Consider the following 20,853-nt stretch of genomic DNA (forward strand, 5'->3'; position numbering starts at 1 on the left):
TAAGCCGGGCGAATGACATGAAAGTGATAACACTCCATCAAACCTACGCGAAGCCTCTTATTCAGCACAGAATCGGGCCGTGAAGAGCGGACGGTCGGCGGGGAGCGGCGGGTTCGCCACGGGTACGCGGCCCGTGGCGCCCGTGGCGGTTCCCATGGCGGTGATGCTCGCGATCGGGCTGTGGGGACTGGACCGCGGCGGCATGTGGGGAGACGAGAGCGTCACCTTCCAGGTCGCGCAGCGCACGGTCCCGCAGATCTGGCGGCTGCTGCACGACGTGGACGCGGTGCACGGCCTGTACTACCTGTTCATGCACGTCGTCCTCACCGTCCACCCGGACGAGGTCGTGCTGCGCCTGCCGGCCGTGTGCGCGGCGACGGCGACCGCCGGCCTGGTCGCGGCCCTGGGCGTCCGGCTGGCCGGGCCCCGGGTCGGCCTGGGGGCCGGCGTCCTCTACGCGATCACCCCGATGACCGGCCACTACGCCCAGGAGGGACGGTCCTACGCGCTGGTCGCGGGGGGTGTGGCAGGGGCGACGCTGCTGCTCCTGCGGGCCGTGGAGGGGACGGGGGCCCGGGCCTGGTGGGGCTACGGGACGGCCGTCGCCCTGACCTGTGCGCTGCACGAGCTGGCGGTGCCGGTGCTGGGCGCGCACGCCCTGACGCTGGCGCTGCTGCGGGTGCCGAGGAGGGTGTGGGCCGGCTGGGGGCTCGCGGCGGGTGCGGCGGCACTGCTTCTGCTGCCGCTGGTGTGGGTGTCGCAGGGGCAGGCCGGGCAGGTGGCGTGGCTGGTGCCGCCGGGGTGGGACCGGGTGGAGAGGCTCGCCCGGAACTTCACTCCCGGTCCGGCGGGGCCGGTGTTCTGGGGCGCGCTGCTGCTGATGGCCGTGGGACTCCGGGAGCGGCGCACGGCCGCGGTCGCGGTGCCGCTGCTGCTCGTGCCGCCGGGGATTCTGATGACCGTCTCGCAGGTCCGGCCGCTCTACCACGACCGGTACGTGCTCTATTCGCTGGCGGGCGCGTCCCTGCTGGCCGCGGCCGGCGCCGGACGAGCGGGCCGGGCACTGGGGCGGATGCGGTTCGGCGGGCGGTGGGTGCGGGTCCACGGGTCCCGAGTGCGGTTCGGCGGGCGGTGGGTGCGGGTCCACGGGTCCCGAGTGCGGTTCGGCGCGCGGTGGGTGCGGGTCCACGGGTCCCGAGTGCGGTTCGGCGGGCGGCGGATGCGGTCCGGCGGGCGCTGGTCGCGGTTTCTCGATCGCCGGGTGCGGGCCGGCGGGTGCCGGGTGCGGTTCCTCGTTCGCCGGGCGCGGTTCGGCGGGCGGCGGGTGCGGGTCGGCGTCGGCCTCCTGGGTGTTCTCGCCCTCACCGGCACCTTCCTCACCCAGCTACCCGTGTACCGCCAGGACCGGTCCGCCGCACACCGCCCGGACAATCTCGCCGTGGTCTCCGCGCTCGCCGTCCGCCGGATGCGCCCCGGTGACCCGGTGCTGTTCCTGCCGTCGGTCGGCAGGCTCGCCGCGCTGGCCTACCCGAAGGGGTTCCGGCGGGCGCGGGACATCGCGCTGCGGGAGTCCGCGCCCCGCTCCGGGACGCTGTGGGGCCGGGAGGCGGCCCCCGGGGAGCTGCGCCGGCGGCTCGCCTCGGTGGAACGCGTCTGGGTCGTCGCCGAGGCGCACGTACTGAACCCGCGCTGGTCCCCGGACGATCCGGCCGAGCGGACCAAGCTCGCCCTGCTGAGGGAGGAGTTCACCGTCCGGGAGCAGTACACCCGGGACGGGGTGGTCCTCCGCCTCCACGTCCGGCGGCAGCCGGCCGTCGTAGCGGCACCACCCGGCGACCCGGCCGGAGCCGCTACGACGGCCGGGTCGCCGGCGAGCCGCCCTGCGGCTCCGCGAGCGCCGCGGCCGCGTCGAGCGCGGTGGTGAGCTCGTCGATGCGGGCCCGCAGGGCGCGGACCTCCTCGGGGCCGAAGCCGGTCGAGGACGCGATCCGGCGCGGCACCTGAAGCGCCCGCGCCCGCAGCGCGACGCCCTCCTCGGTCAGCCGCACCTCCACCGACCGCTCGTCGCGCGCACTGCGCTCCCGGCGTACCAGACCGGCCGCCTCCAGCCGCTTCAGCAGCGGCGACAGCGTGCCGGAGTCCAGACGCAGGTGCTCGCCGAGCCTCTTCACGGGCAGCTCGTCGTGCTCCCACAGCACGAGCATCACCAGGTACTGCGGGTAGGTGAGGCCGAGGTCCTTGAGGACCTGGCGGTAGACGCCGTTGAAGGCGCGGGAGGCCGCGTGCAGGGAGAAACAGATCTGCTGGTCCAGGCGGAGCCAGTCGTCTTCCAGCGTGTTCATGCTCCCAGGGTAGCTCGCGCCCGTCATTCAATTGCACACAACTGAATTGTGTGCTCTAATTCTGGAGGTCGAGCGGCCCGGAAGCGGGCCGCCGAACACCGACGTGAGAGGGAAGGTTTTCCATGGACGCGCTCTACACCGCTGTCGCCACCGCCACCCACGGCCGTGAGGGCCGGGCCGTCAGCTCCGACGGCGTGCTGGACCTCGCCCTGGGCATGCCCCAGGCGCTGGGCGGCAACGGCCAGGGCACCAACCCCGAGCAGCTCTTCGCCGCCGGTTACGCCGCCTGCTTCGGCAGCGCCCTCGGCCTCGTCGGCCGCGCGGCCAAGGTCGACGTCAGCGACGCCGCGGTGACCGCCGAGGTCTCCATAGGCAAGCAGGGCGAGGGCTTCGGCCTCGCCGTCACCCTCCGCGTGGAGCTGCCCGACAGCGTGGACGAGGCGACCGGCCGCAAGCTGGTCGAGCAGGCCCACCAGGTCTGCCCCTACTCCAACGCCACCCGCGGCAACATCGAGGTCGACCTCGTCATCGAGTAACCACCCGCACACCACCCCCGACCCGCGCCAGCACCTCCCCCGTCCGGCTGCTCCACGCCACCACCACGGCCTCCTCGGGCACCGGGTGCCAGCGCGTCAGCAACAGCCAGCGCACGTGGTAGCGGCGGACGACGGCGGACCGCTCGGCGCGGGTCGAACCGGGGGCCAGATAAGCGCGCACGTCGGCCGCCCGGCGCTCCCGCCGCCGCTCGTCCAGGGCGGGGTCGGGCCAGATGGGCGCCGCGAGGTTCGGCCCGTACCCGGCGATGGCGTGACTGGCCAGGTACCCGTCGGTGATCACCACCTCGCCGGGCCCGATGTGCCGGGCCGCCCAGTCGTACGACGGCCAGCGCGTCGGCTGTGCGAACCCCACCGGGTCCACCGAGCGCGGCACCACCGCCCCGGCGTGCACCGTGACGAACCCGGCGCACACCCCGGCCGCCGCCACCCCGCCCAGCACCCGCCGTGCCCGCCGCCAGGGCCGGGGCGCCGCCAGCTCCACCGCCAGGGCGAACTGCAGCGGCACCAGTACGGCCCACAGGGCCCGGGCGTACGTGTAGTGCCCGCTCGCCCAGCCGTACGCCACCAGCAGGCACTCCAGCAGGAACATCCACACCAGCGGATCACGCGCCGACCTGCGGGCCCGGGCCCACAGCGCGGGCAGGCCGAGCAGCGCGAGCCAGGAATTGCCGAGCATCCTCTCGTACAGCTGCCGGTGCATCGCGTCCATGCCGGTGTCGCTGACCAGCGCCAGCACGTCGTAGTACGGCCACGCCACCGCGACCGCCGCGCAGACCGCCCCGGTGAGGGTCCAGCGGGCCACGACCGGGCGGCGCCAGCCGCGCTGCCGGGCCGCCACGATCGCCACCGCCCCGGTGAGCGCCGAGGCCGCCGTGACGGGGTGGGTGAGCAGGATCAGCCCGTACAGGGCACCGATCCCGGCGTACCCCCACCAGCCGCCGAGCCCGCTCGGACCGACGAAGCGCACGGCGGGGGCGTCGTCCCGCGCCCGGGCGCCCGTCCAGGCCCACGCCCAGAACGTCAGGCCGATGGCGACCGTGGACGGGTAGCCCAGGTTCGTCGTCATCGACATCAGCCCGAGGTAGCCGCTCCACAGGATCCGCACGGTGCCCCACAGCACCGTCATGAACAGCAGCGCCCACACCGGCGCCCAGGGACGCGCAGTGAGGGTCCTGACGAAACGGCCGAGCCCCGTCAGCAGCACCACCAGGTGCACCGGCCCGGCGAGCTTCACGACCTCCCAGCCGGACAGCCCCGTCAGCCGTGCCAGCACGCCCTGGGCGACGGCGTACGGGCCGTAGTAGGGGCTGCCCTCACCCGGCAGGTCGGCCATGGAGTGGGCCGGGTGCAGCAGGTCGGCCTTGAGGCGTTCGACGACCGCCGCGTGCTGCCCGGCGTCGCAGCACAGCGGGATCCGCCAGTACGCCAGCGTCATCACCAGCCAGAACAGGGCGCCGTAGAACTGGTACGGGGTGAGCCTGCCGACACGGCCGCCGCGCAGCGCCGTCGCGCCGCGCACGGCCCGCCGGACCAGGGCCGGGGCGCTCACCGGAAGGCGGAAGGGGTCTGGGGCATGCGCCGAATGTTCCCGCCCTACCCACGCCCTGACCCCGGATCACTTCATCGGGTGAGGCCCTACCCCCACCTGCCGACGGTCAGTCGCACAGCGTCTGCTGTGCCGCCGCCGGCCAGCGTGCGAAACGGAACCGTGTCCGCTCGACCGACCCGGTGAGGTTATGCCAGAACCGCTCGGCGGTGAGCGGTGCGCGCACCGACTCCCGCAGTTCGGCCAGTTCCCCGCAGTCCAGCGCGGCCCGGGCCGCCAGGACCGTCTCCCGGGAGGCCCCGGCCCGCAGCAGGTCGGGCCGCGGCGGGTTCTCGGCCGCCCACTCGGCGAAGATCCAGTAGTTGCGCAGGAACTTCTCGTGCCCGGGCCAGCTCCACCGCTCCAGCGCCAGATGCGCGCCGATCGGGCTGGCCAGCCCCCAGGCGTCGTTGACGTAGGCGTCCAGCGGCGCCGCCGCCCCCGTCACTCCGAGGTGACGCCCCACGATCACCACCCGGTACGGGGTGTCCGCGCGCATCGGCGTGGCGTGCAGCCGCCGCCCGGCGTCGAAGTAGAGCAGCGTGGGCCCGGGCGCGCGCTCCGCCCGGGCCAGCATGGCGCGTCCCTCGGGCAGGGCGGGCCAGTTGGCCACCCAGGTGGCGGTGCGCACCGGGTTGTGGTCGCCGAGGCTCTCCACGTCGGAACTGCGCACGTTGAACGACCCGGGCGTGCTGCGCACGTCGAACGGTGCCCGCAGCGGACCGACCGCCGCGCACAGCCACACCGCCAGCAGCACGCCCGCGGCGCCGGTGACCCTGGTCGCGGGCACGACCAGCACCGGCAGGAGCAGCAGCACGAGCGCGGGGAGGATCATGCGGGCGTGCATGTAGTCGCCGCCGACGCGCACGACGTACCCCGCCAGCAGCAGACCGGCCGCGAGCGGCGCCGTCAGCACCGCGAGCGAGGCCCGCCCCGGGGCGCGATCCCGCTGCTCCCGGCGGGTGCGCCGGACCAGCAGGACGGCCGGCGCCGCGAGCACCGGCACGACCGGCCACAGCCAGTACGGGCCGAGCGTCTCCTGCACGTACCCGGCGCCCCGGCTCCAGTCGCTGGCACTTGCCTCCTTGGCGATGGCGGGCAGCGGCACCAGGATGCCGTAGTACCCGGCCCGGAACACCTCGTACACCAGCGGTACCGCTCCCGCCGACGCCAGCATCGCCGCCGTGCCCCGCCGGGAGGGGCGCAGCACCCACCACTGGGCGGCCAGGAAGCACGCCGTGACCACCGCGAGATCGGGCCGGACCAGCGGACCCAGCCCGAACACGAAGGCGGCCGTGCACGTCTCACGGGCTTTCCCGGCACGCCGGGTCCGCGTCAGCAGCCACCACGACAGGCCGGTCCAGAAGGTCCCGAGGCCGCTCTCCAGACCCGACGTCATGTACGACCAGAACGGCGGCACGGCCAGGAGCACGAACACGCCCGCCGGCAGCAGCAGCCCGGCGCCCCGGTGCAGCCGGCACGTGGCGAGCAGGGCGAACGCGAACCCGGCGGTGCTCAGCAGCAGTCCCAGGCCGACCGCGAGGAACGCCGGGTCCTCGCCGGTGACCCAGGTGGTGAGCGCGAGCAGCCACTGCCACAGGGTGCCCGTCGAACTCTCCGCCCGTTCCCCGACGTTGAACACCGGCCCGTTGCCCGCCAGGATCTGCCGGACCGGGCGCAGGTAGATCAGCCCGTCGTCGCAGATCCAGCGGCGCCGGTAGCCCAGCACGAACAGGGCCGCGGTGGGCACGGCGACCAGGGCGGCGTGCCACCACCGCACCGGCCGCGGCCGCCCGGCGACGGCGGGCGGCCGGGCCGAGGAGGCCCGCTGGCCGGGCAGGGAGGGGACGGCCTCGGGGGTCGCGGGAGTTCTCATCTCTCGATCAGCGCCTCGGTCCGGATGCGGGCACCCTCGGTCCGGCGGGCCGCGGGCAGCAGCGCCCCGCCCCGCTCGCCCAGCATCACCAGCCGGACGACCCGCTCGGCGGCCCGCCCGTCCTCGAACTCGCAGTACCGCTCACAAAAGCCCGCCCGCAGCCGCGCCGCCTCGGCGTCCTGCCAGGTGCCGGACGCGAACAGCCAGGCCAGCTCGCGGTACGAGCGCGACACATGGCCCGGTGCGTCGGCCGTGATGTCGAAGTAGGCGCCCCGGCTCGCCGCGAACGCCCCCCAGTCGTCGGCGTGGACGACGATCGGCCGGTCCAGCAGGGCATAGTCGAACAGCAGGGCGGAGTAGTCGGTGACCAGCACGTCGGAGGCGAGCAGCACGTCCTCGACGTGCGGCTCGTCGGTCGCGTCCACCAGCACGCCTCGCCGGTCGAGGTCGGACAGGCCGAGGCCGCGCGGGACGCCCGCCGCGAGCGACGGGTGCAGCCGGACGACCAGCGTGTGCCCGGGACCCAGGTCCTCGGCGAACCGGGCCAGGTCGAAACGGTCGACATGGCCGCCCCGCCGGTAGTCGCGGCGGGTCGGCGCGTACAGCACCACCGTGTCACCGGCTGGAATGCCGAGCCGCTCGCGCACCTCCCGGCCTCGCTCGGGCCCCGCGCCGACCAGCACGTCGTTGCGCGGGCTGCCGGTCCGCAGCGAGGTGAAGCGGCACGGGTACGCCCGCTCCCACGCCCGTTCGGCATGCCGCCCCCCGACCAGGCTGTAGTCCCAGCGGTCCGCCCGGCGCAGCATCTGCGGCACGTCGAAGCCGTGCCGGGCGCCCGGCTTGGTCAGCAGGTCGGCGCCCATGTACTTCAGCGGGGTGCCCTGGTGGGTGTGGATGTGCACGCTGCCGGGCCGCTTGGCCAGCGTGCCGGGCCAGTTGACGTTGTTCACCCAGTACGTGGCCCGCGCCATGACCTCGTGGTAGCGCCGCGAACCCGGCGTCACATGGTCGATGCCGGGCGGCAGCGCCTCCACCGCGTCCTCCCGGACCACCCACACGCCCCGGATGTGCGGGGCGATCTCACGCGCCTTCGCGTGGATCGCGGCCGGATCACCGGTCACGCCCCGGTGGTGGGTCGCCGAGTAGACCGCCAGGTGCGGATCGAGGGGACGCTTCGACTGGGCCGCGTACCAGCCGCGCAGGGCCGTCTCCGACGCCCTCTTCACCACCTTCCGCTGCCCGCCCAGGGCGGCCCCGCGCAGGTCCCGCAGCCCGCGGGCCGCCGCGTACGACGCGTAGGGCGCCGAGGCGAGCAGCCGCATCTCCGCCCCGCGCCAGCCGTCCGGCAGCGGGAAGCCGCCCTCGGGGAGGTGACGGCGGTGGAAGGAGCGGATCTCGCGGTAGAAGTCGCCCCGGTCGGCGGGCCGTACCCGGTCCTCGCGGGCCAGCACGAACAGCATGTGGTCCAGGGCCCGTTCCAGCAGCAGCGGCCGCGCCCAGTCGAGGTCGGGGCGCTGCTCCAGGAACGCGAACAGGCCCTCGTACTGCGGGAAGATGTCGAAGTGCCGGCGCCCCGGTGTCCTGGTGATCGCGCCCTGCCGGCGCTGCCGGTACTCCACGCCGATCCGGTCCAGGCAGGCGATGCGCCCGGCCAGCACCATGGACCGGTAGGTGACCGGCGCGTCCTCGTAGAGCCCCGCCGCGTACCGAAGCCCGTGCTCCTGGAGGAAGGAGCGCCGGTAGGCCTTGTTCCAGGCGACCAGGAACAGGTTCAGATACTGCGGGCTCTCCCGGACGGTGAACGTCTCCAGGCCCGCCGCGGCCAGCAGGTCCGCCGCCTCACTGCGCCCGCCCCGGCCCCACCAGTGGGTGCGCACGTGGTCGAAGACCAGGATGTCCGGCTCGCCGGTCGCCGCCAGCCGGGCGGCGACGGCGGCCAGCAGGCCGGGCGTGTAGGCGTCGTCGCTGTCCAGGAACAGGACGTAGTCGCCGGCCGCCTGCGCGAGACCGGCATTGCGGGCCCGGCCGAGGCCCACGTTCTCCGGCAGGTGCAGCACCCGCACCCGGTCGTCGCGGGCGGCGTACTCGTCGAGGATGGCACCGCTGCCGTCGGGCGAGCGGTCGTCCACGGCGATCACCTCGAAGTCGCCGTGGGACTGGCCGAGCACCGAGTCGAGACACTCGCGCAGGAATCCCTGCACCTTGTAGACGGGGACGATGATGCTGAAGAGGGGCACTTCTTCGGTCAGCTCCTCACGAGGGTGGCAGCGGGGGCCGGGACGCGCTCCGCGAGCGGGACCACGGGCGGGATCGACTCGGGCGGCTCCCCGAGCAGCACCCTGCGCACCACGCGTTCGGCGGCCCGCCCGTCGTCGAACTGGCAGAAGCGCTCCCGGAACGCGGCCCGCAGGGCCGCGGCGGACCCGTCCGCCCAGGAGCCGTCGCGGAAGACGGCAGCCAGCTCCTCGGGCGTCCGCGCGACCCGGCCGGGCGGGAGCTCCATCAGGTCGAAGTACACCCCCCGGGTCTCCCGGTAGACGTCCCAGTCGTCGGCGTACACGACGATCGGCCGGTCCAGGTTGGCGTAGTCGAACATGATCGACGAGTAGTCCGTGATCAGAGCGTCGGCGGCCAGGCACACGTCCTCCGACGAGCGGTGCCCGGTGACGTCGATGATCCGCCCGCCGCCCCTGCTCGCGCCCTGGTCGTAGAAGTAGTGGGCGCGCAGCAGCACCACGTACTCGTCGCCGATCGCCTCGCAGAACCCCGCGAGGTCCAGGCCCGTCTCGAAACCGGTGGCGTAGTCGCGGTGCGTGGGGGCGTACAGCAGCGCCTTCTTGCCGTCGGGGACGCCCAGTTCCTTGCGGACGCGGGCCACGTCCTCGGCGGACGCCGTGCAGTACACGTCGTTGCGCGGATAGCCGTACTCGAGGGTCTCGTGCGCGCTGGGGAACGCCCGCTCCCACATCTCGGTGGAGTGCCGGTTGGAGGTGAGGTTGTAGTCCCAGCGGTCCACCCGGGCCAGCAGCCTGGCGATGCTGCCGGTCGCCGCGGCCACCACGGGGTACGTCGCCTGGTCGGCGCCCATCGTCTTCAGCGGGGTCCCGTGCTGGGTCTGGAGGTGCACGCTGCCGGGGCGCTTGACCACGGCGTCCGCGAAGTTGGCGTTGTTGACGAGGTACTTGGCGCGGGCGAGCACCTGCCAGTACTTCCGGCTGCCGATCACCGCGCACTCCACGTCCGGCGGCACGCTGCCGACCGCGTCCGGCTCCACCAGGAACACCGCGCGCAGGTGCGGCGCGAGTGCGCGGGCCGCGGCGTGGATCGCGGCCGGGTTGCAGACGTAGCCGCGTCCCCAGTACGCGCAGTACACGACGAGGTTCTCGTCGAGCGGGAGGCGCAGGGCGAGCGCGTAGCGCAGCCGGGTCCGCAGTCCCCGCGGGCGGGGGAGCAGCGCGGCGACCCGGGCGGCCGTCCGGTTGGCGCCGCGCAGGGCGCGGAACGCCGGGTACGACCCGGAGGCGAGCAGCCGGTGCTGGACGCCGAGGCTGCCCCCGGGCGCCCGGTAACCGGCGGGGCGGTGCCGCCGGTAGAGCACGCTCGCCCGCCGGAAGAAGGCCCGCCGTCCGGACGTCAGCCGCCGGGGATGGGCGGCCGTCTTCAGTACGGCGGCGAAGAGCTGCTCGAACAGCGGCGACCGCCGCTCCGCCGAAAGCCCCTGTTCCGAGGCCCCCGCCAGCACCAGCTCGCACTGGTCGAGCAGCTCGGTGTGGTGCTCGCCGGGCAGACCGAGCAGGTTGCCCTGCCGGCGCAGCAGGTGGCGGACGACGACCGCGCGCAACACCGCCACCCGCTCCGCCCGCAGGGCGACCAGCCCGCCGAAGCCGATGTCGGTGTAGTGGTCACCGGGGAAGGCGAGGCCCTGCTCGGTGAGGAAGGACCGGCGGTACAGCGCGCTCCACGCCGGGAGCGCCACACCCGTCAGCCGCGGGGCCCGGCCGGGGGAGAAGGCCCCGTCCGGCGCCCTGGCCAGCAGGGGCGCGGCCGGGTTGGTCGGCTCGCCCTCCCACCAGGGGGTGCGCTCGTGCTCGAAGTACAGGACGTCCACGCCGCCCGTCTCGCCCAGCCGGGCGTCCAGTGCCGCGAGCGCGCCCGGGACCAGGACGTCGTCGCCGTCGAGGAACAGCACATGGCCGCCGACGGCCGCCCGCAGCCCGGTGTTGCGCGCCCCGGCCAGTCCGTCCGACGGCGGCGAGTGCACCGGCGTCACCCGGGAGTCCCGCTCGGCGTACCCGGCGACGACGTCCGCCGCCGGTGCGTCGGGCGCGTCGCACACCGGGATCAGCTCGAAGTCGCCGAACGACTGGGCGAGGACGGAGTCCAGCGCCAGGGACAGCCGGCCCGCGACCCCATGGGACGGGACGACGATGCTGAAGCGGGGCATGTGGCTCTTTCTGTCGGGAGGCGGTCTGTCGGGGCGGGCCGGTTCAGACGGGTCGGGCGGGCCGGTTCGGGCAGGTCGGGCGGGCCGGTTCACACGGGTCGCGGTCGTCCCGGACGCCCCGACGGCCGCCAGGAGGGCGGCCGGGACGGCGTCGGCCGCGACGGGCTGGAGGGCATGCGGACTCCCCGGGGTGCGAACCGTGCTCAGATGCTGTCGGTGACGGCGTGGGGCCCGGCCGGCAACGGCACCGTGGTGAGCGGTTCACGCGTCAGCGAGGCCGCCGCCGAGGGCACCGGGCGGCGCTCGCCGAGCGGCACGACCGGCGGCAGCTCCGACTCCCCGAGCACGACCCGGCGCACCACCCGCTCGGCGGCCCGCCCGTCGTCGTAGGTGCAGAACCGCTCGCGGAACGCCGCCCGCAGCTGGGTCGAGCGGGAGCCGCGCCAGTGGCCGGTGGCGAAGATGTCGATCAGTTCGTCCTCACCGCGGGCGACCGCGCCCGGCGGGACCTCGCGCAGGTCGAAGTAGGTGCCGCGGGCCGCGTCGTACGCCTCCCAGTCGTCGGCGTGGACGATGATCGGCCGGTCCAGGTTGGCGTAGTCGAACATCAGCGACGAGTAGTCCGTGACCAGGGCGTCCGACGCCAGGCAGAGCGACTCCACGCTCGGGTGGCCGGAGACGTCGACGACCCGGCCGCAGGTGCTGGTCAGCGGGGTGTCGTAGGCGTGGTGGGCGCGGGCCAGGACGATGAAGCGCGGGCCGAGGCGGCGCGCGATCCGCTGGAGGTCCAGGGGCCGGCGCTGGGAGCGGCGGTAGTCGCGGTGGGTCGGCGCGTACAGGATCGCCACCGCGCCGCGCGGGATGCCCAGCGAGGCGCGCAGCCGGGCCACGTCCGCCGGGGTCGCCGTCCGGAACACGTCGTTGCGGGGGTAGCCGTACTCCAGCGTGGTGTAGCGGCCGGGGTGGACGCGCTCGTTCGTCAGGGTGGTGTGGCGGTTGGCGGACAGCACGTAGTCCCACCGGTCGACGTCCTTCAGCAGCCGCGCGAAGTCACGGCCGCGGGCCGCCGCGGGACGCTCCTGGAGGTCGAGCCCGATGTGGCCGAGCGGGGTGCCGTGCCCGGTCTGGATCAGGACCTGGCCCCGGCGCTTGGCCAGCCGGTCGTCGAAGCCGGTGTTGCTGACCAGGTAGCGGGAGCGGGCGAGCGCCGTCCAGTAGGCGGCCGTCCCGGGGGTGATGCGGCGGGGGCCGGGCGGGATCGTGTGGTGGTGCTCGTGGTGGGCGATCCACGCCGTGCGGACGTGCGGCGCGAGGTCGCGGAACGCGGCCTCCAGCGCGCCCGGGTTGCAGCCGTGGCCGCGGCCGTCGTAGGCGGCGAAGACGGCGCGGTCGGCGCGCAGCGGCAGGCAGCGCTGCACCCGGTAGTGCGTCCTGAGGGCGGCCGACCGCAGGCCCCGCAGCAGCTTCCCGGCGGTCCCGGTGGCGGCGCGGTGCAGGGCCGACGCCAGCTGGAGGGTGCGGTAGGTGCGGTGCAGGCCGAAACGGATCAGGACGTGGTGGATCCGGCAGCGCAGCGGGACGGGCACGCCGGGGGTGCGGTAGCGGCGGTAGTGGGCGCGGGCCCGGCGCAGGAAATCGGCGCGCGAGCCCCGGGGCAGCCGGTCCCGCCGCGAGTACACGATCACCAGGTGGTGCACCATGCGGCGGAACAACACCGGCCGCCACCGGTCCAGTTCGGGGCGCTCGTCGAGATACGCGAAGACCCGGTCGTACTGCTCGAAGACGTCGAAGTGCCGCTCGCTGGTGGTGCGCAGGATGCTGCCCTGCCGCCGCTGCCGGTAGTGCACGCAGACCCGGTCGAGGGTCGCGATCGACTCGGCGGTCATCAGCACCGGGTACGTCCACGGAGTGTCCTCGTAGACGCCGGGCGGGAAGACGAAACCCCCCTGCTCGACGAACTCCCGCCGGTAGGCCTTGTTCCAGGCGACCATCAGCAGCCGCAGCAGCCCCGGCCGGTCCTCCAGGCTAAACGGCGCCGGGCCCTGCTCGGTGAGCTGCAGGGCCGCCTGGTTGCGGACCGCCTCGCCCGTCCAGTAGGTGCGCGCGTAGTCGAAGACCAGCACGTCCGGCTCGCCCGTCTCCTTCAGCCGGTCGGCGATCGACCGCAGCGCGTCGGGCGTGAGGGTGTCGTCGCTGTCCAGGAACAGCAGGTAGTCGCCGCTCGCGTGGGCCACGCCGGCGTTTCTCGCGCGGCCCAGGCCCACGTTCTCCGGCAGGTGGACGGGGCGTACGCGCGTGTCGCGGGCGGCGAACTCGTCGATGATCGCACCGCACGCGTCCGGCGAGCAGTCGTCGACGACGATCAGTTCCAGATCGGGACAGGACTGGGAGAGCACCGATTCGAGGCACTCGTGCAGGTACGCCTGAACCTGGTACGCGGGGACAATGACACTGAACCTGGGCAAGAGGCCATCCATCGGTCGGCGCGGGCGTTCGGCCCGGGAACGGCCGATGGGCCGACTTGGTTACGGTCGCTACGGCATCCGGGGGAACGCGGAAGGGGCGGACCGCCCCCGGCCCACCCCTTCGACTACGGTGCTCTGATCGCTACTTGACCGCGCCCGCCATCACGCCGGACACGAACTGCCGCTGGAACGCGAAGAAGACGGCCAGCGGGATCACCATCGAGATGAACGCGCCGGGTGCCAGCACGTCGATGTTGTTTCCGAACTGCCTTACCTGCGTCTGGAGCGCGACCGTGATCGGCTGGCTCCCGGAGTCCGAGAAGATCAGCGCGACCAGCAGGTCGTTCCACACCCACAGGAACTGGAAGATGCCGAGCGCCGCGATCGCCGGGGCGCCCAGCGGCATCACGACACGGAAGAACAGGCGCAGTTCACCCGCCCCGTCCAGACGCGCCGCCTCCAGCAGCTCCCGCGGGATCTCCGCGAAGAAGTTCCGCAGCAGGAACACCGCGAACGGCAGTCCGAAGCCGACGTGGAAGAGCACCACGCCGAGCACCGAGCCGAAGATGCCGATCTTGCCGAAGAGTTCGGCGATCGGGATCAGCGCGACCTGCACGGGCACGACCAGCAGGCCGACCACGCCCAGGAACCACCAGTCCCGGCCGGGGAACTCCATCCAGGCGAAGGCGTAGCCCGCGAGCGAGCCGATGATCACGACCAGCAGGGTCGCCGGCACGGTGATCCAGACCGTGTTCAGCAGGGAGTTGGTGATGTCCTCGTTCTGCAGCAGCTTGGAGTAGTTGTCGAAGGTGATCTGCGAGGGCTCGGTGAACACCTTCCACCAGCCGCTCGCCGCGATGTCCTCCGGCGCACGGAGGCTGGACACCAGCAGCCCGATGGTCGGCACCAGCCAGAACACTCCGACGACGACGAGGATCACCCGCAGCACACCGCCGCTGACCGCCCCGGCGAGCCGCGATCCCAGCGACTGCATGCCCTTCATCGCCGCACCTCCCGCCTGAGCCGACGTACGTTACTGCGCCTCCCCGGGGGGTAACCCCCGGACCCCCAGCCGGGGGAAGGCCGGGCCGCCTTCATCGCCGCACCTCCCGCCTGAGCCGACGTACGTTGAACCACATCACCGGGATCACGAGGAGCAGCAGGAACACCGAGATGGCGCTGGCGATGCCCGGCTGGTCCTCGGAGAAGCCCTTGCGGTACAGCTCCAGCGCGAGGACGTTCGCGTCGTCCTGGGAGGAGCCCGGAGCGATGATGAAGACCAGGTCGAAGATCTTCAGCACGTTGATCATCAGGGTGACGGTGACGACCGCGAGGACCGGCGCCAGCAGCGGCACAGTGACGCGTCTGAACACCTGCCACTCGCTCGCGCCGTCGACCCGGGCCGCCTCCAGCAGCTCCCGGGGCACGCTCGCGAGCCCGGCCGCGATCAGCACCATCGCGAAGCCCGCCCACATCCAGATGTACGAGCCGATGATGGACGGGGTGACCAGGGACGGGCCGAGCCAGTCCAGGCCGTTGTACGGTTCCTTGAAGTTGGCCGCCGGGAGCCTGAGCTGCGCCCCGTCGGCCGAGGCGGGAAGGGTGAAGGTGCCGTTGCCCGCGGCCGTCGTCGACGCCACCACCTTGCCGTCCTTCACGGCCTCGATCCGCATGCCGGCATAGCCCAGCTCGGACGGGTCCACACGGTTGAGTGTGCCGACGCCCTTGCCGCGGGTGAAGTCCTGCCAGGTCGTGCCCGTGACCTTGTCCGGCTCGGGCTTCGCCGCCACCGCGGCCTTAGCGCCGTCGGGCATCTGGTCGGGTGCCACACCCACCAGGGGCAGCGAGACCGCCTCGCCCGTGCGGACGGGCGACGTGGTGACGAACGCGCCCCCGCCGGCCGGCTTCAGCGGCGACTCGCGGCCCGGGTGGGCCTTCGGGAACGCCGAGGCCTGGGCGAACGTGTCGTGCACGCCCACCCACACCGCGTTCGCGACGCCCTTGTCCGGGTCCTGGTCGTACACCAGGCGGAAGATGATGCCCGCCGCCAGCATCGAGATCGCCATCGGCATGAAGACGACCAGCTTGAACGCCGTACCCCAGCGCACCCGTTCGGTCAGCACCGCGAAGATCAGGCCGAGCGCGGTCGCGATCGTCGGCGCGAACACCACCCAGATGATGTTGTTCTTCAGCGCGGTGCGGATGCCCTCGTCGGTGAAGAGGGCCGTGTAGTTGTCTATTCCGGCGAAGCCGTCACCGGACTGGTCGTAGAAGCTGCGCACGACCGAGTACCCGATCGGGTACACCACGAGCGCGCCGAGCAGGACGAGCGCGGGCAGCAGGAACAGCGCCGCGACGGTCCTGCGGGTGCCGGTCACACTCTTGCGCGACTTGGGAGCGGCAGGGGGCTCGGTGCCCCCTGCCGCCGGGACCGACGTCATGACGTCAGTTCCCGTACGCCGCTGCTGCTTCGGCCTCCAGCTTCGCCTGCGTCCCCGCGATGTCCTTCGGGTTCTTCAGGAAGTCCTGCAGGGTCTTCCACTCGCCCTTGCCGGGCGTACCGCCGAAGGCCTGCGGGGCCTGGTCGGACATGTCGAAGCGGAAGTCGTCACCGGCGTCGATGAGCGCCTTGGCGATCTTCTGCTGCACCGCGTTCGGGTAGTCGGAGTTCGGCACGTTCTTGTTCGGCGAGAGGTAGCCGCCCAGCTTGGCCTGGATCGACGCCGCGTCCGGGGAGGCGAGCCAGGTCGCCAGGGCCTGCGACCCCTTGGAGTCCTGAAGGATCACGGCCGCGTCGCCGCCCGAGACCACCGGGCCCTGGTCACCCACGGCCGGGAACGGGAACACCTTCGCGTCCGTCCCGATCTTCATGCTCGACGGGATGTTGACCTGCGCGAAGTCGCCCGCCGCGACCATGGCCGCCTTGGGCTGGTCCCCGCCGGTGAAGACCTGCGTGACGGAGGCCGGGAAGTCGGTCTGCAACGCCCCGCTCGCCCCGCCCGCGATCCAGTCGGGCTTGCCCCAGACCTGCGCGAGGGTGGTCAGCGCGTCCTTCACGGACGGGTCCGTCCACTTGATCTCGTGCTTGGCCAGCTGGTCGTACTTCTCCGGGCCGGCCTGCGAGAGGTAGACGTTCTCGAACCAGTCGGTCAGCGTCCAGCCCTCGGCCGCGCCGATGGAGAACGGGGTGACGCCGGAGTCGGAGACCGTCTGCGCGGTGTTGAGCAGGTCCGGCCAGGTCTCGGGCTCACTGGCCCCCGCGTTCTCGAAGACCTGGTTGTTGTACCAGATCAGGGATTTGTTGGCGGCCTTGTAGTAGACGCCGTACGGCTTGCCGTTCACCTTGCCGATGTCCTGCCAGCCCTGCGAGTAGTTCTCGCCGAGCTCCTTGACGGTGCCGGAGCCCAGCTGTTTGGCCCAGCCCTTGTCGACGGCCTGCTTGATGGCGCCGGGCTGCGGCAGCATCACGATGTCCGGCGGCTGCCCGCCGGCCACCTTCGAGCCGATGAAGTTGATGATCGGGTCCTGTGCGGGCACGAACGTGACCTTGGCGCCCGTGCGCTTCTCGAACTCCTGAAGGACCTTCTTGAAGTTGGCCTGTTCCGTGCCGGTCCACACGGCGGCGATCTCCAGGCTCGTCCCGTCGAGCTTGGGAAGGGTGACGTTGCCTGCGGTTCCCGTGGTCTCGCCCGTGCTTCCACCGCTGTCGCTGTCGCTGCTTCCGCAGGCACTGAGCGAGAGCGCGAGTGCTCCCGCCGCGACGGCGGCCGCGGCCTTGACGGCTCTGCGGCTCTGGGGGGTCGCCGTGTCCCGCTCGGGCGACCAGCGTGTCCGGATGGTGCTGCTCGTCATGCGCATGACTGCCCCGCTTCTTCGTTCCTCGTCGAACGTCGAGCGCGCTCCCGTGCGATCTGGTCTACGCCCGGGTGTGCGGGGGCGGCAAGATGGCGTCCGCTGTCAAGCGGGGGATCGTGACTCCCTCGTGACCAGGGACGCGGCCCCATGACGCGGGTGGGGCTGGAGGCCCTCCCCGCTCACAGGAGCGACGGCACCTTCGCAGCCGCGACCTCCCGTGCCGCCCTTTCCAGCGCGCTGGCCAACAGTGCCAGGTCGGTCGGGCCGTTTCCGAGTTCCCGCACCGGACGCCGGGCCGGAGGGTCACCCATGCGGTGCCATTCCAGGGGGACGACCGTGGGACGCAGCGTCGCCGTCCGAGGGATCCGGCCGGTGACCCGGCCGCCCTGGAACGGGGTGACCCGCCCGTCCGCACCGGTCAGCCTTCCCCGGCCGGGCGCGGGCTCCTCCGGGCCCGAGGCGGGGGCGTCGAGCACGACGCGCAGGGTGGCCCGGCGCGCCGGTTCCGTCTCCGCCGTACGGGCGCACGGGCCGGTGGCCGCCACCAGATGGACGCCGAGCCGCTCGCCGTCCCGGGCCACCGCCTCCAGCGCGCGCATCACCGACCCGGCCGCGGGCCGCCCGGTCGAGCCGAGCGCCGGGGCGACCAGCGCGTCCAGGTCGTCCACGACCACGACGAGCCGGGGCAGCGGGGGCGCGGCCGCGCCCGTCTGCCGCCGGGCCGTGCCGGGCCGCAGCCGCATGGTGGAACTGGACGGCGAGTCGAGGTCGCCGGCCCCTCCCGCGCCGCCCGTCTCGGTCTGGGCGCCGCCCCGGGCCGTCGCCGTGCGCTGCGCGACCATCCGGCCCGACAGCTCGCGGCCGGTGTGCCACTCGGCGAAGCCGGACCGCCCGAGCAGCTCGGCGCGCCGCTTCAGCTCGGCGCTCAGGGACTGCGCGAACTCCCGCATCCGGACCGGGTCGTGGGCCATGAGCAACGTGGTGACATGCGGTACGTCCGTACACACCCGCAGTCCCTCGCCGTTGCCGCCGCCCGCGCCCGGGCCGCCCCGGCCGTCGACCAGCACGATGCCGAGGTGGTCCGGCCGCTCGGCTGCGGCCAGGGACGCGACGATCGACCGCAGCAGCTCCGTACGGCCGCTGCCCGGTGGGCCCTCGATCAGCAGATGCGGACCCTGGGCGGCGAGGTCGACGCCCACCGGGCCGCGCGGCCCGGCGCCCAGCACCGCGCGCACCCGGCCGCCCAGCGCCTCGGCGTCGTCGGCCGCGTCCGCCCAGCGGGCCATCAGCGACGCCGGGGTGGCGCGGGCCAGACCCAGCTCGTCCAGCAGCCGCGCCGCCTGCGGCAGCGGTGCGGAGACCCGCGGGTGGCGCTCGCTCGCCGGGCCGTCCGTGCGCAGCGGCGCCAGCGCCCGCGCGAACCGCTCGGCCCAGGCGGTGGAGACGGCGTCGACGGTGGCGACCGTGCCGTGCCCGACGGGCCCAGCGGACGAGCCGTCGCCACCGGTACGGGCCACACGCATCAGCCGCAGGGCCGTCGCCACGTCCCCGCTGAGCAGCGCGACCGCACCGCACTGCCGGAAGACCGGTGCCACCGAACAGGCCGCCTCGTACGTGTCCGTCACGGGCGAGGCCGGGGAGGCGGCGGCCGTCTCGGCCAGACAGACCATGTGGATACCGGCCCGGGGGCCCTCCAGCGCCAGCCGCGCGAGGGCTCCACGCAGGTCGGCACCGCCGGGATCGCCGTCGACGACCACGACGGTGTACGGACCGGGAAAACCGCCCACCGTGTCGCCGCCGACGCTGTCGCCCAGGGCCCAGGAGGGGCGGTGGGGGACCGGGACGGTGTGGTGCGGGGGCGGGGCGCCGGTCGGCTGTGAGCTGTGGCTTGCCGGGGTGCCGCCGACGCCTGTGGGGCCGCCGGCCCGGCCCGCGTCCTCCAGGTGGTCCTCCAGACGGCGGGTCAGCTCGTCGACGCGGGCGGCGGCCTGCTCGCGGTCGTGTGCCAGGAGCAGCCGGCAGTCCTGCCCGTGCCCCGGGCGCACGTGCGGCAGCCAGCCCAGCCAGGACCACTCGGCGGTCCGCTCCTCCAGCGCGCGGGAGCGGTCCGCGGAGATCAGGACGATCTCCAGCGTGTCGGGGGAGTGCAGGGCGGTGAGCTGGGCCAGGACGGCACGGGTCAGCCCGGTCAGCCGCGCCCGCGGCCCGGCCAGTCCCAGGGCGCCGACCTCGCGCAGTCCGGCGGTCACGGGGACGGCGGGCAGCAGGCCCGAGCCGTCCGGTGCCGCCCGGTCGGCCGTACCGAGGCGCACGGCGAGGGCCTCCGGGTGGCCGGGGCCCCGCTCCCACAGCCGGGGTCCGGGCCCCAGAGCCGTGAGCAGCAGCGTGGCAGGGTCCGGCCAGGTCTCCGGGGCGGCCGGCTCGACGACCGGGTGGTGCTCCGCGGCCACCACCGCGGCCGGTTCGTCCTCGTACGTCTCGTGTGGTTCCGCCGCCTGTTCGCCGCGGCCTCCGGCCAGCCGCCGGGCCCATGCCCCGAGCCCGCCACGCCTGCGGGTCTGCTGGGGCATGTCGGTGCCGCGGAGGGGAGTGCCCTTGCGCCCACGCCCGGCACGCTGGTCGGCGAGAGCCGGGTCGTCGCTGCCGGGGCCCGGGGCCCAGGGGTCGTGACCGCTTCCGTCCGTGGCGCCGACGCCGACACCGACACCGCTGCCGACGTCGCCGCCGTGCGCCGGTCCGGGGCGCTCCCGGGCCAGGTCACCGAACGCCCCGGCCCCGGAACGACCCGCATGCGTGTCCCCGGCCTCGCTCACCGGCCGGCCGGCGTCGCTCCGGCGCCCGGGGCCGGGCGGAGCCAGGGGCGACGAGCCCCGAGGCGCATCGTGCTGCCGGGAGGTCCGGAGTGTGTCCTCCGGCGGACCGGGGCGCGTTCCGTGAGGCTCCGGGGACGTCCGCCCCGACCCGGCCGACCCCGACCGTGCTCCACCACCGGCCGTCTGCCGTCGCGCCTCACCCCGGGTGCCCCCGGGCGGCACCTCGCTCCAGCCGTCGCCGGCGTGGGCAGCGCCCCCGGGACCGGGGGGCGGCATCTCGCTCCGGCGCCCACCGGAACGGGCTTCGCCGCCGGAATTCGCGGGCGTGACCTCGCTCCGACGGCCCTCGGCGTGGGCCGTGCCCGCGGCACCCTGGGACGGCACGTCGCTCCGGCGTCCCGGCCGGGCTCTGCCGTCGGCCCCCCGGGGCGGCACCTCGCTCCGATGGCCTCCCGAACGGGCTTCATCCCCACTGTCCGCCGTGCGGGCCCCGCGACCTTGCCCCCACTCCCGCGGCGCTTCCGCCCCGGCGCCGCCGCTTTCGCTCCGCGGCGCTTGCGCCCTGGCGCCCCCGACTTCGCTCCACGGCGCTTCCGCCCTGGTGCCCCCGCTTTCGCTCCGCGGCGCTTCCGCCCTGGTGCCCCCACCTTCGCTCCACGGCGCTTGCGACCTCGGGCCGCCGCCCTCGCTCCGCGGCGCTTGCGACCTCGGGCCGCCGCCCTCGCCCCCCAGCGCCCCCGAGCCCGCTCCGCCGCCTTCTATATGCGGCGCCTCCGGCCCGGCGCCGCCGCTTTCGCTCCACGGCGCTTCCGCCCTGGTGCCCCCGCCTTCGCTCCGCTGCGCTTGCGACCTCGGGCCGCCACCTTCGCCCCCCAGCACCCCCGAGTCCGCTCCGCCGCCCTCTATATGCGGCGTC

12 protein-coding genes are annotated in these 20,853 nt (G+C 74.0%); 2 read left to right on the plus strand and 10 right to left on the minus strand.

The genetic code is table 11. The features are described 5' to 3' along the window. Positions 1-154 precede the first annotated feature (154 nt). Complete coding sequence (locus ACFCXS_RS06900) at positions 155-1,924, plus strand: hypothetical protein (RefSeq protein ID WP_376642404.1); 1,770 nt, start codon at positions 155-157, stop codon at positions 1,922-1,924. On the opposite strand, the gene ACFCXS_RS06905 is transcribed toward ACFCXS_RS06900, so the two are convergent. Continuing rightward, positions 1,851-2,369 carry a MarR family winged helix-turn-helix transcriptional regulator gene (locus tag ACFCXS_RS06905; RefSeq protein WP_376642015.1) on the minus strand — a complete coding sequence of 173 codons (519 nt, stop codon included), beginning with the start codon at positions 2,367-2,369 and terminating at the stop codon, positions 1,851-1,853. The two genes, ACFCXS_RS06900 and ACFCXS_RS06905, sit on opposite strands and share 74 nt — an antisense overlap. A 95-nt stretch (positions 2,370-2,464) precedes the next feature. Between ACFCXS_RS06905 and ACFCXS_RS06910 the strand changes: the two genes are divergently transcribed. Next, the gene (locus ACFCXS_RS06910; RefSeq protein ID WP_161368937.1) at positions 2,465-2,878 is read left to right on the plus strand and encodes an organic hydroperoxide resistance protein; all 414 of its coding nucleotides are present in this window, start codon (positions 2,465-2,467) and stop codon (positions 2,876-2,878) included. Here the strand turns inward: ACFCXS_RS06910 and ACFCXS_RS06915 are convergent. The 9 genes from ACFCXS_RS06915 to ACFCXS_RS06955 form a co-directional block, all read right to left on the minus strand. Further along, on the minus strand, positions 2,868-4,448 hold the full coding sequence (locus ACFCXS_RS06915) for a hypothetical protein (protein ID WP_376642016.1): 1,581 nt from the start codon (positions 4,446-4,448) through the stop codon (positions 2,868-2,870). The genes ACFCXS_RS06910 and ACFCXS_RS06915 overlap by 11 nt on opposite strands. A gap of 106 nt (positions 4,449-4,554) precedes the next feature. Further along, positions 4,555-6,360 carry a hypothetical protein gene (locus ACFCXS_RS06920; RefSeq protein WP_376642017.1) on the minus strand — a complete coding sequence of 602 codons (1,806 nt, stop codon included), beginning with the start codon at positions 6,358-6,360 and terminating at the stop codon, positions 4,555-4,557. Further along, positions 6,357-8,597, minus strand: coding sequence for a CDP-glycerol glycerophosphotransferase family protein (locus tag ACFCXS_RS06925; protein ID WP_376642018.1), 2,241 nt, complete (start codon positions 8,595-8,597; stop codon positions 6,357-6,359). Before ACFCXS_RS06925 ends, ACFCXS_RS06920 begins: the two co-directional genes overlap by 4 nt. A gap of 8 nt (positions 8,598-8,605) precedes the next feature. Next, positions 8,606-10,804, minus strand: a complete 2,199-nt coding sequence (locus tag ACFCXS_RS06930; RefSeq protein ID WP_376642019.1) for a CDP-glycerol glycerophosphotransferase family protein — start codon at positions 10,802-10,804, stop codon at positions 8,606-8,608. A gap of 203 nt (positions 10,805-11,007) precedes the next feature. Continuing rightward, a complete protein-coding gene (locus tag ACFCXS_RS06935; RefSeq protein WP_376642020.1) occupies positions 11,008-13,269 on the minus strand; it encodes a CDP-glycerol glycerophosphotransferase family protein in 2,262 nt (753 codons plus the stop codon). Positions 13,270-13,411: 142 nt separating this feature from the next. After that, positions 13,412-14,272 (minus strand): carbohydrate ABC transporter permease, encoded by an 861-nt coding sequence (locus ACFCXS_RS06940; RefSeq protein WP_376642021.1) that lies wholly within the window; start codon positions 14,270-14,272, stop codon positions 13,412-13,414. A 91-nt stretch (positions 14,273-14,363) separates the two neighbouring features. Continuing rightward, positions 14,364-15,710, minus strand: coding sequence for a carbohydrate ABC transporter permease (locus ACFCXS_RS06945; RefSeq protein WP_376642022.1), 1,347 nt, complete (start codon positions 15,708-15,710; stop codon positions 14,364-14,366). A gap of 4 nt (positions 15,711-15,714) precedes the next feature. Beyond that, entirely contained in the window at positions 15,715-17,127 is a 1,413-nt protein-coding gene (locus ACFCXS_RS06950) for an ABC transporter substrate-binding protein (RefSeq protein WP_376642023.1), read from the minus strand. Between the two features lie 176 nt (positions 17,128-17,303). After that, the gene (locus ACFCXS_RS06955; RefSeq protein WP_376642405.1) at positions 17,304-19,937 is read right to left on the minus strand and encodes an FtsK/SpoIIIE domain-containing protein; all 2,634 of its coding nucleotides are present in this window, start codon (positions 19,935-19,937) and stop codon (positions 17,304-17,306) included. Between the last annotated feature and the right edge of the window lie 916 nt (positions 19,938-20,853).

Origin of the sequence: Streptomyces sp. NPDC056373, assembly GCF_042262425.1 — a bacterium.
In the GTDB taxonomy this organism is placed as follows: domain Bacteria; phylum Actinomycetota; class Actinomycetes; order Streptomycetales; family Streptomycetaceae; genus Streptomyces.

Excerpts from the sequence above, each read along its gene's own strand:
- ACFCXS_RS06900 (WP_376642404.1), top strand. The coding sequence starts at position 155 with ATGGCGGTGATGCTCGCGATCGGGCTGTGGGGACTGGACCGCGGCGGC.
- ACFCXS_RS06905 (WP_376642015.1), bottom strand. The coding sequence starts at position 2,369 with ATGACGGGCGCGAGCTACCCTGGGAGCATGAACACGCTGGAAGACGAC.
- ACFCXS_RS06910 (WP_161368937.1), top strand. The coding sequence starts at position 2,465 with ATGGACGCGCTCTACACCGCTGTCGCCACCGCCACCCACGGCCGTGAG.
- ACFCXS_RS06920 (WP_376642017.1), bottom strand. The coding sequence starts at position 6,360 with ATGAGAACTCCCGCGACCCCCGAGGCCGTCCCCTCCCTGCCCGGCCAG.
- ACFCXS_RS06930 (WP_376642019.1), bottom strand. The coding sequence starts at position 10,804 with ATGCCCCGCTTCAGCATCGTCGTCCCGTCCCATGGGGTCGCGGGCCGG.
- ACFCXS_RS06940 (WP_376642021.1), bottom strand. The coding sequence starts at position 14,272 with ATGAAGGGCATGCAGTCGCTGGGATCGCGGCTCGCCGGGGCGGTCAGC.
- ACFCXS_RS06945 (WP_376642022.1), bottom strand. The coding sequence starts at position 15,710 with ATGACGTCGGTCCCGGCGGCAGGGGGCACCGAGCCCCCTGCCGCTCCC.
- ACFCXS_RS06950 (WP_376642023.1), bottom strand. The coding sequence starts at position 17,127 with ATGCGCATGACGAGCAGCACCATCCGGACACGCTGGTCGCCCGAGCGG.